This window comes from Cellulomonas sp. A375-1 (genome assembly GCF_001040865.1).
Classification (GTDB): Bacteria; Actinomycetota; Actinomycetes; order Actinomycetales; family Cellulomonadaceae; genus Cellulomonas; species Cellulomonas gelida.
On the sequence record NZ_LFKW01000082.1, the window covers coordinates 10,808 to 25,446 of the forward strand.

General features: G+C 73.7%; 11 protein-coding genes. 3 read left to right on the forward strand and 8 right to left on the reverse strand.

All coding sequences use genetic code 11. The features are described 5' to 3' along the window. On the reverse strand, window positions 1-1,271 hold a 1,271-nt coding region (locus tag CWIS_RS19370), incomplete at its 3' end, for a beta-galactosidase (protein ID WP_048342990.1). 254 nt (window positions 1,272-1,525) lie between these two features. Between CWIS_RS19370 and CWIS_RS09045 the strand changes: the two genes are divergently transcribed. Next, window positions 1,526-2,536, forward strand: coding sequence for a LacI family DNA-binding transcriptional regulator (locus tag CWIS_RS09045; RefSeq protein WP_048342950.1), 1,011 nt, complete (start codon window positions 1,526-1,528; stop codon window positions 2,534-2,536). A 10-nt stretch (window positions 2,537-2,546) separates the two neighbouring features. Here the strand turns inward: CWIS_RS09045 and CWIS_RS09050 are convergent, their stop codons facing one another. Genes CWIS_RS09050 through CWIS_RS09065 form a run of 4 tightly spaced genes read right to left on the reverse strand, consistent with a single transcriptional unit; the run spans window position 2,547 to window position 8,818 of the window. Then, complete coding sequence (locus tag CWIS_RS09050; protein ID WP_231583747.1) at window positions 2,547-5,042, reverse strand: glycoside hydrolase N-terminal domain-containing protein; 2,496 nt, start codon at window positions 5,040-5,042, stop codon at window positions 2,547-2,549. A gap of 22 nt (window positions 5,043-5,064) precedes the next feature. After that, window positions 5,065-6,060 carry a carbohydrate ABC transporter permease gene (locus tag CWIS_RS09055; protein ID WP_048342952.1) on the reverse strand — a complete coding sequence of 332 codons (996 nt, stop codon included), beginning with the start codon at window positions 6,058-6,060 and terminating at the stop codon, window positions 5,065-5,067. Beyond that, window positions 6,057-7,106 (reverse strand): sugar ABC transporter permease, encoded by a 1,050-nt coding sequence (locus CWIS_RS09060; RefSeq protein ID WP_082156346.1) that lies wholly within the window; start codon window positions 7,104-7,106, stop codon window positions 6,057-6,059. The genes CWIS_RS09055 and CWIS_RS09060 overlap by 4 nt, the downstream gene beginning before the upstream one ends. A gap of 44 nt (window positions 7,107-7,150) precedes the next feature. Next, a complete protein-coding gene (locus tag CWIS_RS09065) occupies window positions 7,151-8,818 on the reverse strand; it encodes an extracellular solute-binding protein (protein WP_048342954.1) in 1,668 nt (555 codons plus the stop codon). A 359-nt stretch (window positions 8,819-9,177) separates the two neighbouring features. Between CWIS_RS09065 and CWIS_RS09070 the strand changes: the two genes are divergently transcribed. Then, window positions 9,178-12,108, forward strand: coding sequence for a glycoside hydrolase family 3 C-terminal domain-containing protein (locus tag CWIS_RS09070; RefSeq protein WP_231583749.1), 2,931 nt, complete (start codon window positions 9,178-9,180; stop codon window positions 12,106-12,108). Between the two features lie 21 nt (window positions 12,109-12,129). Here the strand turns inward: CWIS_RS09070 and CWIS_RS09075 are convergent, their stop codons facing one another. Then, complete coding sequence (locus CWIS_RS09075; RefSeq protein WP_197080799.1) at window positions 12,130-12,498, reverse strand: VOC family protein; 369 nt, start codon at window positions 12,496-12,498, stop codon at window positions 12,130-12,132. 205 nt (window positions 12,499-12,703) lie between these two features. Here CWIS_RS09075 and tatA point away from each other — a divergent pair, with 205 nt between their 5' ends. After that, on the forward strand, window positions 12,704-12,970 hold the full coding sequence (gene tatA / locus CWIS_RS09080; protein WP_053071642.1) for a Sec-independent protein translocase subunit TatA: 267 nt from the start codon (window positions 12,704-12,706) through the stop codon (window positions 12,968-12,970). A gap of 39 nt (window positions 12,971-13,009) precedes the next feature. On the opposite strand, the gene CWIS_RS09085 is transcribed toward tatA, so the two are convergent. Both CWIS_RS09085 and CWIS_RS18770 read right to left on the reverse strand, forming a co-directional pair. Further along, window positions 13,010-14,269: an N-acetylglucosamine-6-phosphate deacetylase gene (locus CWIS_RS09085; RefSeq protein WP_048342956.1), complete on the reverse strand. Its 1,260-nt coding sequence runs from the start codon at window positions 14,267-14,269 to the stop codon at window positions 13,010-13,012. 105 nt (window positions 14,270-14,374) lie between these two features. Then, window positions 14,375-14,639: hypothetical protein (locus CWIS_RS18770; protein WP_197080800.1), on the reverse strand; the 265-nt coding region annotated here is incomplete at its 5' end.

A 14,639-nucleotide genomic window follows, 5' to 3' on the forward strand; every position in this document is an offset into this window, starting at 1 on the left:
CGGTCCGACGGGCGCGCCGGCAGCTCGCCCGCCCACAGCGCGGGCCAGTCGAACACGAGCGCGGCGCGCGCGGGCACGCCGGTGCCGACCACCTCGCCGAGCGCGGCGAGCACGCGGCCCTGCTCGCGCGCCGCGCGGTGCAGGTGCGTATCCGGCCCGGCGTGCGGCAGGAGCGCCGAGTGGAACGCCTCGGCGCCCGCGCTCGACTGCCGCCACTGGAAGTAGCAGATGCCGTCCGCGCCGTGCGCGACTGCGCGCAACGAGTCCTGGAGCATCTGCCCGGTCGTCTTCGGGACGTTGTGCGGACGCCAGTTCACCGCGCCCGCCGCCTGCTCGAGCAGGAGCCACGGCGCACCGCCGCCCACGCCGCGCGTGAGGTCGTGCGTGAGGGCCGAGCGCGCCGGGCTCGTCGGGTCCTGCGGGTCGCCGTAGTGGTCGTCCGACACGACGTCGAGATCGGGCGCCCACGAGTGCTGGTCGACGCCGCCGAAGAAGCCCATGAAGTTCGTCGTCACGGGCGCGGTCGAGCCCTCGCGCAGGACCTGGGCCTGCTCCCGGAACAACGTGCGCAGCTGGTCGGACGTGAAGCGGCGCCAGTCCACGCTCTGCGCGGGGTTGTGCAGGTACGGCACGGCCCGCGGCGGGACCACCTCGTCGAACGAGCCGTAGCGCTGGCTCCAGAACGCAGTCCCCCACGCCTCGTTGAGCGCGGCCACGTCTCCGTACCGCGCGACGAGCCACGCACGGAGCTCCTGGGCGCACAGGTCGCAGAAGCACTCCTGGCCGTACTCGTTGCCCACGTGCCACAGGGCGAGCGCGGGGTGGTCGCCGTAGCGCTCGACGAGCGCGCGGGCGACGCGCACGGCCGCGTCGCGGTACGCGGGCGCGCTCGGGCAGAAGTGGTTGCGCGAGCCGACGCTCATCCGGACGCCGCGCGAGTCGACCGACGACGTCTCGGGGTGGCGCGCGGCGAGCCACGGGGGCGGCGACGCGCTCGGGGTCGCGAGGTCCACGGCGATGCCCGCGCCGTGCAGGAGGTCGAGCACCTCGTCGAGCCAGCCGAGGTCGTACCGGCCGGGCTCCGGCTCGAGCACCGACCACGAGAAGACGCCGACCGTGACGAGCGAGATCCCGGCCTCGCGCATGAGCGCGACGTCCTCGGGCCACGCCTCGCGTGGCCACTGCTCGGGGTTGTAGTCGCCGCCGTAGAGCACCCGGCGCCCGTACGGGCCGTCCGTGAGCCCGGCCAGGCCGCGGCGCGGGGCGGTCATGCGGATCCTCCGGAGGGTGGTGCGGCTGCGGCGCGTGGTGATGCGTGGCGGGCCGTCGTTCTCGGCCGAACGTCGAAGCGCTTCGACGTCACGTCGCTCATGATGCTAGGGCTCGTCGCGACCAGGCGTCCAGACACCTCGGCTATCAGCGCAGTCATACCGGGCGCCGCTGGGGCGACTGTCATCGAAGCGTTTAGTCGACAGACCACTCGAATTGGATCGACACGGCGTTCTGCATCGGTAGAATCCGCCCCATGGCTACGATCGCCGACGTCGCGAAGCTCGCCGGCGTCTCGTCGTCCACGGTGAGCTACGTCCTGTCGGGCAAGCGACCCATCTCCGGGCCCACCCGCACGCGGGTCGAGCGCGCGATCCGGGAGCTGGGCTTCAGCCCCCACGCCGGAGCGCGCGCGCTGGCCACCAACCAGACCAACGTGCTCGGCCTCGTCGTGCCGCTGCGCGCGCTCGAGACGAACTCCGCGACCGTCATGGAGATCGTCGCGGGCGTGCTCGCGGCCGCGCGCGAGCACGGGGACGACGTGCTCGTCCTCACCGACGAGGACGTCGCCGACGTGCACCGACTGGCCGCCGGGTCGCGCGTCGACGCGCTCATCCTCATGGACATCGAGCGCCACGACCCGAGGCTCCCCGTGCTCGCGGCGCTGCGCCAGCCGTCGATCCTCATCGGCGTCCCGAGCGACACGCAGGGGCTGTCCTGCGTCGACCTCGACTTCACCGCCGCGGGCCGACTCGCCGTGCGGCACCTCACCGAGCACGGCCACACGCGCATCGCGCTGCTGGGCGCAGGCGAGGCGGCAGTCGCGCGCAGCGCCAACTACGCCGTGCGCATCATCGACGGATTCCGCGAGGAGGCGGGCCGGCTCGGCGTGCACCACACCGTCGTGCCGCTCGAGGAGTCCTACCCGCAGGCCGCCGCGGCCGTCGCCCGCGCGCGTGCCGAGGTCGACGGCCTGACCGCGCTCGTCGTGCACAACGAGGGCGCGCTGCCCGGCGTGCTCGACGCACTCGCGCGTGACGGGCTGCGCATCCCGCAGGACGTCTCGGTGCTCGCGGTCAGCCCCACCCGGCTCGCCGCGCACCTGCCCGTCCCGCTGTCCGTGATCGACGTGCCCGCGGTCGAGATCGGCCGGACCGCGGTCGCGATGGCGGTCGACCGGCAGCAGCGCCCGATGGCGGTGGAGACCCGGCTGCTGGCCCCGCGCCTGCTCGAGCACGGGAGCTGCACCGCACCCCCGGCGCGCTGAGCAGCACACGTCAGCCCGCACGGTCCACCTGCCTGTCCACCAGCCGGTCCCCCAGCCGCAGCGGTCGCCCCGCGCGCAACACGACGCGGCGCACGAGGCTCCCGTACCGGACGACGCGCACCTCGTCGCGCCCCGGGTGAAGCGTCGCCTCGACGAGCCGCCCGCGCGCCCACTGCACGTCCACGACCAGCGCCCCGCGCGCCCGCAGCCCGACGACGGCGCCGTCCGGCCACGACGGCGGCAGCGCCGGCAGGAGGCGCAGCGACGAGCGTGTCGAGGCGACGAGCGCCTCGGCGACCGCGGCGACGAGACCGAGGTTGCCGTCGATCTGGAACGGCGGGTGCGTCGAGAACAGGTTCGGCAGCAGTCCCCCACCCTCACCCGACGGGAGGTCCTGGCGCGCCAGCCGCAGCGCGTCGCCGAGGACCTCGTCCACCGCACGACCGTCGCCGAGGCGCGCGCGCAACGCGGCCTTCCAGGCCATCGACCAGCCGGTCGACCCGGGGCCGCGCGCGTCCAGGCTCGCGCGCGCCGCCTCGGCGAGGTCACGTCCGGTGCCGGGTGCGGCCGGGCCGGACGAGGGGCGCTCCTGCGGCGCTGCGGCGTCCGCGAGGAGCTCGCCGAGCGGGTACAGCCCGACGAGGTGGGAGAGGTGACGGTGGTGCGGGTCGCGGGCGGGGGCGTCGTCGGGCCACTCGCGCAGCAGCCCGTCGGGGCCGACCGACGCCCGCGGGAGGCGCCCGAGAGCGTGCCGCCACCGTGGCGCGAGAGGCTCGTCGAGCGCCAGCACGTCGGCCGCCTCGACGCAGGCGCGCAGCAGGTCGCGCACGAGGGCGACGTCCGCCGCGGACCCTGCGCACAGCGCGACCAGCCGACCGTCGACGACCCTCTCGTTCTCGGGCGACGACGACGGGCTCGGCACGAGGCCGCCTGCTCCGTCCGGGACCAGCCAGTCGAGGGCGAACGCCCCGGCGCCCCGCAGCAGAGGCCACACGTCGCGCAGCACGTCCGGGTCGAGCGTGAACGTGTACCGGTCCCACAGGTGACGGCACAGCCACACGCCGCCCATCCACCACGCCGCCCACGCCGGGTCACCCTGGCCCCGGCCCACGGGCAGCGCCCAGCCCCACACGTCGCTGTTGTGGTGCGCGACCCACCCGTCGCACCCGTACAGCTCACGTGCGACGGGCTCGCCCTCACGGGCCAGCACCCGGACGAGGTCGACCAGCGGCTCGACGCAGGAGCCGAGGCCCGTGACCTCCGCGGGCCAGTACGCCATCTCCAGGTTGACGTTGAGCGTGTACCCGCTCGACCACGCGGGCCGGTGCTCGTCGTTCCAGATCCCCTGGAGGTTCACGGGCGGTGCGCCCGGACGGGACGCGGCCATGAGCAGGTAGCGCCCGTACGCGAACGCAGCCTGGGTGCGCGCGGCGAGCGGGGCCTCGGCGCCCGGGGTGAGCGCGTCGGGCAGCAGCAGGTCGAGCGGCGGTGCGATCTCGAGCCGGGTGGCGTCCGCGAGCGCGCGGTGGTCCGCGACGTGCGCCGCGCGAGCGGCCTCGCCCTCGGCGAGCGACGAGGGCAGCGCGGCGTCCGCGCGGGCCGTCGCATCGGCGAACGCCTCGGCCGGCTCGCGCAGCGGCCCGGCGTCCGGCCAGCGTGACGTCGTCGCCGTGGCCAGCACGAGCTCGACCCAGGTCGCGCCGTCGACCCGCACGTGCGCTCCGACAGCCGTAGCGCGGCCGTCAGTCGCGACCCGGAGCGTGGCCGCGCCGACGAGCGAGGCGTGCGGGCCGTGGTCGGTGCGCGCGGGCAGGTCCGGCTCGTGAGCGGGGGGGACGTCGTACGGGAGCTCGACGCTCACGCACGCGCCCAGCACGCCCTCCGGTGTCGCGGCGACCTCGCCGGGGTGGGCGCCCGCGAGCAGGACGCCCCAGCCGAACGCACCGCCGTCGGCGCGCCACCGGCCGTGCAGGCAGCCGTCGGGCGCGCTCGCGAACCACTCGACCTCGACGCCCCGACCGCCGCCCTCGACGACCTCGCCCACCACCCCGTCGCGCAGGTCGAGCCGGCGTCCGGCCGAACGCGGCCGCCGCTCCTGCTCGTCGGCCCGCTCGTCGGCCCGCTCGTCGACTTGCTCGTCGACCCGGACCGATGGCCGGGAGGTCTCGTGTGGACCCGTGAGGCGCAGGTCGACCACGAGGTCGACGAACGGCTGGAACGCCTGCGCGTACGGGCCCTGGAACTCCCGCGCGAGAGCCGCCGCCTCGTCGTGCCGGCCGTGCGCGACCGCGTCCCGCAGCCGTGCGAGCGTCCCCGGCCCGGCGCCGCGCTCGAGCACGCGGGCCAGCGCCTCACGCGGGCCGGCGGGGTGACCCGACCACGCGGTCGCGTCGTTGACCTGCACGCGCGCGCCGCTGACACCGCCGAACACCATCGCCCCGAGCCGCCCGTTGCCAACCGGGAACGCCTCGACCCACGCACGCGCAGGTTCCGCGAACCGCAGCACGTCCCCCACCGCGTGCGCGCCCTCAGCCCTTGACGGCGCCGAAGATGACGCCCTTGGTGAAGTGGCGCTGGACGAACGGGTAGACGAGCAGGATCGGGATGATCGCGAGGATCATCACGGCCATCTTCACCGGCATCCCCGTGACCGCACCCGAGCCGACGTCGACCTGCCCCGTGCCGGAGCCGGGCAGGGTCACGCCCTGCAGGACGTACGAGCGCAGGACGAGCTGCAGCGGCCACTTGGTGTTGTCGTTGATGTAGAGCATCGCGTTGAAGAACGCGTTCCAGTACCCCACGCCGTAGAACAGCGCGACGACCGCGACCACGGCCTTGGACATCGGCAGGACGATCCGCCCGAGGATCCGCCACTCCCCCGCACCGTCCACGCGCGCGGCGTCGAGGATCGCGTTGTCGATCCCCATGAAGAAGTTGCGCAGGATCAGCACGTTGAACGCCGAGACGGCCCCCGGCAGGATCAGCGCCCAGTACGTGTCGATCAGGTCCAGCGAGCTGACCAGCAGGTACGTGGGGATCATCCCCGCGCCGAAGAACATGGTGATGAGGAAGACGAACAGCAGCGGGCGGTGCCCGAACGAGCCAGGCCGCGACAGCCCGTAGGCCGCGAGCACCGACACGACCACCGAGATGACCGTGCCGACGCCCGTCACGCCCACGCTCACGAGCGCGGCGCGCGTCACGACGCCGCCCGACAGGATCTGCTTGTAGGCGTTGAGCGTGAGGTCACCCGGCACGACGACGAGCCCGCCGGCCTGGATCGACTCCTGCGTCGTCGAGAAGCTCGTCACCACGACCGTCCACAGCGGGAAGAGCACCGCCAGGACCACGACGCTCAGGATGACGGCCTTCGTCATCTGGCCGATCCCCGAGGGCTCCTCCTCCCACACCGGTCGGTGCTTGTGGCGTCGCGGGCGGCGCGGCGCCCGGCCACGCGCGTCGTCGACGAGGTCACGTGGGAGCACCGCCGCCTCGGCGTCGATCTCCGGATTCTGTCCGCTCATGCGCGTCGGTACACCCCCGCCTCACCGAACACGTGCGCGAGCTTGTTCGCCCCGAGGACGAGCGCCAGGCTCACGACACCCTTGACCAGGCCCGCGGCGGCCGCGAAGCTCCAGTCGCCGTAGATGACACCCTGGTAGTAGACGTACGTGTCGATCACCTCGGACACGTCCGACCCCACGGCGTCGCGCTGCAGGATCAGCTGCTCGAACCCGACCGTCAGCGCGTCGCCGAGGCGCAGGATCAGCAGCAGGACGATCACGGGCCGCAACGCGGGCAGGGTCACGTGCCACATCCGGCGCCACCGGTTCGCGCCGTCCACGACCGATGCCTCGTACAGCTCGGGCGAGACGGTCGTCAGTGCGGCGAGGAAGATGATGATCCCCCAGCCTGCGTCCTTCCAGATCGCCTGCGACGTGATGAGGACCAGGAACGTGTCCGGGTTCGTCATGAACGACACCGTGTGGTCGACGCCGTGGGTGTGCAGCGTCTGGTTGATCAGCCCGGCACCGCCGAAGATCTGCTGGAAGATCGTCACGACGAGCACCCACGAGAAGAAGTGGGGGAGGTAGACGATCGCCTGGATCGCCGTGCGCACGCGCGGTGACAGCACGCTGTTGAGCAGCAGCGCCAGGAAGATCGGCACCGGGAAGTAGAAGACGAGCTGGAACAGCGTGATCGTCAGCGTGTTCTCGACCGCGTGCAGGAACGCCGGGTTGGTGAAGACGCGCTCGAAGTTCGCCCAGCCGACGAACGGGCTGTTCAGGAAGCCCCGGTACGGCGAGTAGTCCTGCCACGCGATGACGTTGCCCAGCATCGGGACGTAGGCGAAGACGACGAGCACGGCGATCGCCGGCACCGTCATGACCAGCAGCGAGCGGTCGCGCCGGAGCTTGGTCCGCCACGACAGCCGGCGGGTCGGGACCCGCGCGCCCGACCGTCGCGGGCCGGGACGGCGCGAGCTCGTCGCCGGCCGCGTACCCGGCTCGAGCGCAGGGCGCGACGGGACCGCCCGGGACGCGCCCGTCGAGGGTGTGCCCGGGGGCACCGCCGCGGAGTCGGCGGCGGTGCCCCGGGTGACTCGTGCGCCCGTCACTGCGCGTCCAGGATCTCCTGGTAGAACGCGCGCAGCTCCTCGCCCCCCGCGGACTTCCAGGTCGCGATCGCCGCGTCGAGGTCGTCGAGCGTCTTGCGTCCGCGCGAGATGTCCTTCTCCAGGTCGACGAACGGCTGGCCGATCGACGCGTACTGGGGCGGCTCGACGATCTGCATCGCGAAGAACAACGGCTCGGTCACGTACTGCGCCGCGTCCGCCATCCAGGTGCTCGACGCCTCGACGAAGCCCGGGTACTGGACCCGCGTGTTCGCGATGGGCGGGTCGACGAGGAACATGTACGTCGGCTGCAGCTCGGTCGCGGCGAGAGCGGTGGGAACCGGGACGCCGTCGTCGCCCTTCGTGTAGTGCACGCCCTCGACACCGTTGTTGATCACGTCGAACTCGGTGGTCCCGAAAGGTGCGGCCAGGACGTTCGCGAGCTGCAGGAGCTCGCGGATCCTCGCCTCGTCGTCGGACCGCTTGAGGAACGAGAAGATGTTCGCCGGGTTGCCCTGGAACAGCACGGGTGTGCCGCCGTCGGCCGCGATCGGCGCGAACGGCTGCTGCCAGTACGCGGGGTTCGCGGCCAGGTTGTCGCGCAGCGCCTCGTGCCAGCCGCCCAGGCCGTCGTTCGAGATGAGCGTCTGCCCGCCCTGGAAACGGGTCTTGGCCTCGCCGGTGTTGCCGGCGACCGCGTCCGGGTGCACCGCACCGGAGGCGAACAGCCGCGCGTTCCAGTCGAGCGCCGCACGGTACTCCTCGGTCTCGCACCGGGCGACGAGCTTGTCGCCCTCGAGCTTCCACTTCGGCGGGACGGCGTGCATCTGCACCGACGTGACCCACAGGTCCTCGGCGCCGTAGACGTTCCCGCCCGTGAGCTCCTTGGCGAGGGCGAGCAGGTCGTCGGCCGTCCGCACATCGGCCTCGACGCCCTTGGCGTCCAGCAGGTCCTTCCGGTAGAAGGTCGCGTCCGTGATGATCTCGCCGGGAAACGGCAGGCCGTAGAGGCGGCCGTTGAACACGCAGAACTTCCACGCGGCCGTCGGGATGTTGGCCAGGTTCGGGTAGTCCTTGACCTTGTCGCCGGCCAGGAAGTCGGTCAGGTCCTGGAACAGGTTCGGCACGATCTCCGAGCCGAACCGCGACGGGATGTTCCAGGTCGGCACGCAGACCCAGTCGGGCACGTCCTTCGCGGACGCGAGCACGGTCGCGAGCTTGTCACCGTACGTGTTGCCGTCGGAGATCTGGAAGCTGATCGTCGAGCCGAGGACCGCGTTGACGGCCTCGTAGTACTGGTTGCCGTCGACGGGCGGGATCGTGCCCCACAGCGGCGTCATCGCCGTGAAGGTCGCACCCGAGCCGGGCGGCGTCGTCACGGACTGCACGAACGATGCGGGGATCGTCGCGAAGCCCGGCGTCGAGCCCTTGACGCTCGGGAAGTCGGGCTTGACGTACTCGACCGGGTAGTACGCCGGCAGGATGTCGGTCGAGACGCTGGCCTGTGCGGTGGGACCGGCCGCGCCGCCTCCGCCCCCGGAGCTGCACGCGGACAGCAACGACGGCACACCGATCACGGCCGCACCAACGGCGATCATCCCGAGGAACCCGCGCCGGCCGACCTCGACGTCAGCGATCCGGCCGGTTCGGGGGGTGGAGCTGTTCATGAGCGTCCTCACTCCCGGAGTTGCCCTGCGCGTGGTGTCGCGCAGGGATGGCACCTGCTCGGCCGAGCGTCGACCCGGACGCTGCGGACGGCCGCCGAACCGTCGACCTCTGCGTCGAAGCGGTTCGACGGGGAACGTAGCCGGACTTCCGGAGGAATGCAACCATCGTGACAATCCACCCGGACCCCCTCGTTCGGCATGGTGACCCTCGTCCGGGATCGGACAACCCCGACAGATGGCCCGGCGACCGGCGCGTGTGCGAGGATCGCCCGGACGACGACGAGAGCGCCACACCGCGCACATCATCGAATCGGTTCAACGGGTCCAGGACCCCCACGCACTCGACGAGGAGTACGCACGTGACCGACGACGCGACGCCGCCGGACGCGCCCGACGCCACGCGGCCGCACCACGGCGCCAGCCACCTCGAACCCGTCCTCGGCGCGCACGAGCTCGCGTCGGACCTCGTCGCGCGCCTGACCACCGACGAGAAGATCGCGATGCTGCACCAGCGCGGACCCGCGGTCGAACGGCTCGGGCTGCGCGCGTTCACCACCGGCGCCGAGGTGCTGCACGGAGTGTCCTGGCTGGGCACCGCGACGGTGTTCCCGCAGCCCGTCGGGCTCGCCGCGACCTGGGACCCGGAACTGCTCACGCGCGTCGGAGCCGCGGTCGGGGTCGAGCTGCGGGCCAAGCACGCCGCGGACCCGTCGGTGTCGCTCAACGTGTGGGCACCCGTCGTCAACCCGCTGCGGCACCCAGCCTGGGGGCGCAACGAGGAGGGCTTCAGCGAGGACCCGTACCTCACCGCGCTGCTCGCGACCGCCTACGCCCGCGGGCTGCGCGGCGACCACCCGGTGTACTGGCGCACCGTGCCCACGCTCAAGCACGCGTTCGCCTACAACAACGAGACCGACCGCGCCGTGACGAGCTCCCAGCTGCGTCCGCGCGTGCTGCACGAGTACGAGCTGCCCGCCTTCACCGGGCCCCTCGCTGCCGGGGTCGCAGGCGCGGTCATGGCCGCCTACAACCTCGTCGACGGCCGCCCCAACCACCTGCACGGCGAGCTCCTCGACCTCCTGCGGGAGGCCGCACCCGGGTCGCTGCTCGTCGTCTCCGACGCCGCCGCACCCGGGTTCGTCGTCGACCTCCAGCGCTTCTACGACGACCACGTCGAGTCGCACGCCGCGATGCTGCGCGCGGGCGTCGACTCGTTCACCGACAACGACGCGGACGCGGGACCGACGATCGCGCACCTCACCGAGGCGCTACGGCGCGGGCTGCTCGACAAGCCCGTCATCGACCGCGCGGTCGTGCGCCAGCTCGAGCTGCGGATCCTCACCGGCGAGCTCCACCCCGAGCTCGACCCCTTCGTCGTCGGAGCCGACCAGATCGACCTGCCCGAGCACCGGGCGCTCGCACGCGAGGCCGTGGCGCGGTCCGTCGTCGTGCTCGAGAACACCGGCGCGCTCCCTCTGTCCTCGCGGGCGCGTGTCGCGGTCGTCGGACCGCTCGCCGACCGCGCGCTGCACGACTGGTACTCCGGGACGCCGCCGTACACCGTCGGGCTCGGCACCGCGCTGCGCGAGCGGGTGGGCACCGACCAGGTCCGGGTCGCCGACTCCTCGGACCGGCTCGTGCTGCGCGCGACGAGCACGGGCCGCGCGGTGCGCGCGGTCGGGCCCGACCACGTGCTCACCGCCGACGCCGACGCGCGCGACGACCACGCGCAGCACGACGCGACGCTCTGGGAGGGCGGGCTGTGGACGCTGTCCGTCGCCGCGACCGGGCTGCTCTGGACCGGCGCACGCTGGGTCGCGCGGGCCGATGCGAGCCGTGTGGGCGGCTGGGTCGCGCAGGAGACGTTCCGACGCCACGTGCACGACGACGGGACGTGGTCGCTGCAGCACGCCGGCTCGGGCAGCTGGCTGCGCGTGCAGCACGACGAGGCGGGCACGCTCGTCGCCGACGGTCAGACGCTCGACGACGCCGAACGGTTCGCCGCCGAGACGATCCGCTCGGGTGCCGCGGCCGTGCGCGACGCGTGCGCCGACGCCGACGTGGTCGTCGTGGCGCTCGGCAACGACCCACACCTGGGTGGACGCGAGACCCAGGACCGCCGTTCCCTGACCCTGCCCACCGCGATGCTCGACCTGTGGCGCGTCGCCGCTGACGCCGCGCCGGCCGCGCGCCGCGTCCTGCTCGTCGTCTCGTCGTACCCGTACGTCCTGCCCGACGACCTCGGGGCGGACGCCGTCGTGTGGAGCTCGCACGGCGGTCAGGAGCTCGGGCACGGGATCGCGGACGTGCTGCTGGGCGACGAGGAGCCGCACGGACGGCTCACGCAGGCCTGGCCCGCGCGGGTCGAGCACGTCGGCGACCTCTTCGACTACGACATCATCGCCGCGGGTCACACCACGTGGTACGCGGCCCACCCACCCCGGTACGCGCTCGGGCACGGGCTCACGTACGGCGACGTGCGGTACGTCGCCGTACGTGACGCGGACGTCGCCGGCGCGGGAACGGGGTCCGACGAGGCCACGGTCGTGCAGGCCGACGACGAGCAGGTCGGCCTCGTGGTGACCGTGCGCAACGACGGAGCGCGTCCCGCGCACGAGCTCGTGCAGGTGTACGCCGACGCGCCCACGCACCGGCTGCCCTACGGGCACCGGCTCGTCGCGCACGCACGGGTCGAGCTCGCCGGGGGCGAGCAGCGTGACGTCGCGCTGCGCGTGCCGGTCGCGCGCCTCGCGACGTGGGACGTCACGCGCGCGCGGTTCGTCGTCGAGCCGGGCCGGTTCGATCTCGGCATCGGCCCGTCCGCGGCGAACCTCCCGCTGCACGTCGCGGTCGAGGTGCACGGCGAGCCCGTACCGCCGCGCACGCTCGTCGGACGCGCGGTGCGCCTCGCGGACGGCGACGACCTCGCGGACGTCGAGCTCACGGCGCACACGCGCGAGCGCGGGACCGCCGTGCAGGTCGCGCGAGGACGCACCCGCGGGTCCGTGGTCCTGCGGACGTGCGACGCCGCCGGAGCGGCCGGGCTGCGAGCCGTCGTCGCCCGGACGCGCCCCGGACCCGCGCGGCTCTCGCTCGCGGTCCGCGACGCGGGTGCGGACACGTGGCGCACGCTCGTCGACCTCGACGTCCCCGAGGGCGGCGACCGGTGGACGTGGCGCACGCTCGACGCGCCGTTCACCTCGCCGCCCGACAACGACGGACCGCCGGTCGACGTACGGGTCACGCTCGTCGGCGCCGCACGCGCCGCGTCCGTCGAGCTGACCGTCTGAGCGCGACGCCCCTCGGCCCGCTCAGGGGCCCGTCACGTGCCAGCGATGCCCGTACGGGTCGACGAGCCAGCCGCTCCGCGTGCCGTCGGGCACGTCCTGCGGCGGACGGTCCTGCGTCGCGCCCGCCGCGACCGCCCGCGCGTACGCCTCGTCCACGTCCGGCACGGACAGGACGACCGCGCTGGTCGACCGGCCGCCGAGCGACTTCGGGGCGTACGCGCCGTACTCGTGGTACTCGTCGGACAGGTACACCGACGCCCCGTCGAAGTCGAGCGCGACGAACCCGATCCGGCCGTCCTCCTCGTCGTAGCGTTCACCCGCGGTCGCCCCGAACGCCGCCGCGTAGAACACGATCGCCCCAGCGGCGTCGTCGACGGTCAGGTAGGGCACGGTCCGTCCCATGGATCCCCCGCTCCCGGTCGGCGCCGTCGCCGACCTTCTGTCGCTCCGCATCGAGGCGTTTCAATTGAACGCCGCTCGGTGACGACCGTCAATATTCTGCGCGACGGGGCGAGGTTGACGGAAACGTCCGGTGTGGGCGACGATCGGGCGTTGAAGCGCTTCGACGACGAAGCCACGAACGGAGACCCCCACCGTGCTGCGAAACCTGTCCGCCTGGCACGTCATCATCCTCGTCGCCGTCCTGGTGCTGCTGTTCGGCGCCAACAGGCTGCCCGAGCTCGCGCGCGGCGTCGGTCAGTCGCTGCGCATCTTCAAGAGCGAGGTCAAGGACCTCGCGAGCGACGACGACGGCGCCCCGCGCGGCGCCACGGCCTTCGCCGCCGCTCCTGCTCCGGCCCCCGTGACGCAGATCGGCGCGCAGCCGAGTCCGCACGACCCGGACCACCGCCCCGCGGCCTGACGCGCCCGCCGCCCGGGATCGGGTCGGGTCACGCCCCGGTCAGTCCACCAGGACGCCTGCGCGCAGCACGCGCCGCGCCCGCAGGTGCTCGTCCGCCACGACGACGTCCGCGCGCAGCCCGACCGCGAGCGCGCCCACGTCGGCCAGCCCGAGCACCGTCGCCGGCGTCGTCGAGGCGGCCCGCACCGCGTCGACCAGCGGGACTCCCGCCGCCACGGTGGAGCGCACGACGTCGAGCAGGTGCGCGACGCCACCCGCGATCGCACCGCTTCGTCCGTCCGGTCCCACGATCCGCGCGACGCCGTCGGCGACGCGGACCGCCATCGGCCCGAGCTGGTAGTCGCCGTCCGCCATCCCCGCAGCAGACATCGCATCCGTCACGAGGGCGATGCCGGCGGCCCCCACGAGGTCGAACACCGAGACCACGGTGGCGGGCGCGAGGTGCGTCCCGTCCGCGACGAGCTCGACCACCAGCTCGCCGCGCGACGCCGCCGCGAGGCACGCCATGACGGGCCCCGGGTCGCGGTGGTGCACCGGGCGCATGCCGTTGAACAGGTGCGTCGCGGTCGGCCGGGTCCCCCGCGCGCTCGTGGCGCCGGCCAGCAGGTCGAACGCCCGGTCGACGGCCGCCTCGACCTGCTCGGCGCTCGCGTCCGTGTGGCCGATCGACGGCAGCGCGCCGGCGCGCACGAGCGCCGCGATCACGTCGGCGTCGGCCTCGCCGTCCGCGTCGGCAGACGTCTCGGCCGCGGTCACGCCCGCGACCTCAGGTGCGATCGTCATGGTGACGAGGTACCCGCGCGCGGCCTCGGCGATCTGCCGGACGAGCCCCGGGTCACCGGCCAGCATGTCGTCGGGGTTCTGCGCGCCGCACCGCGCGTGCGACAGGAACGGACCCTCGAGGTGGATGCCCGCGAGCACGCCCTCCTCGGCGGCCTCGGCCAGGAGTGCCGTGCGAGTGAGCAGCTCGTCGGCGGGGGCAGTCACGAGCGAGGCGACGAGCGAGGTCGTCCCGTGGCGCAGGTGCTCGTCGGCGGCGCGCCGGACCTCCTGCGCGGTCGTCGCGTCCGGGAAGCTCGCGCCGCCGCCGCCGTGGCAGTGCAGGTCGACCAGGCCCGGCAGCACGGTGTCGTCCGAGGTCTCCGGCAGGCGCTCGTTCCACGGCGCCGGGGCCTCGCCGGCAGGACCGATCCACGCGATCGTCGCACCCCGGGTCACGAGGAGGCCGTCCTCGAGGACGTCGGTCGGCGTGACGACCCGGCCACGCAGCAGGATCTCGGACTCGGGCTGGTCGCTCACGCCGCCATTCTTCCCCACCCGCGCACGTCCGCCCGGGACGCCTGGCCCGTCAGCCCGACGTTCTCGCGCCGACCGCGTGGCGACCTGCTCGCGGCTGTCGCGCCATCAGACCTCGAGGGTCGCCGGATGCCGCGCCCGGCGGACGTCGCGGCGCCGGACCGACCGGTCCGCCCAGAGGCACGCCCCCGCCGCCGAGACCGCGCCGACCACGACGATCCCCAGACCGAGAGCCGAGAGCGACCACCGCTGCAGCACGACCACGGTCGAGAGGAACGCCACGAGGGCACCCAGCAGCCCGTACACCGCGGCCCGCCGCTCGGCAGCGGCCCGGGCGAGCCGGTGCTCGACGAGCATCGACAGCGTCCCGCCC

Coding starts and splice junctions, on each gene's coding strand:
- CWIS_RS09055 (WP_048342952.1), bottom strand. CDS start 6,060: ATGAGCGGACAGAATCCGGAGATCGACGCCGAGGCGGCGGTGCTCCCA.
- CWIS_RS09065 (WP_048342954.1), bottom strand. CDS start 8,818: ATGAACAGCTCCACCCCCCGAACCGGCCGGATCGCTGACGTCGAGGTC.
- CWIS_RS09045 (WP_048342950.1), top strand. CDS start 1,526: ATGGCTACGATCGCCGACGTCGCGAAGCTCGCCGGCGTCTCGTCGTCC.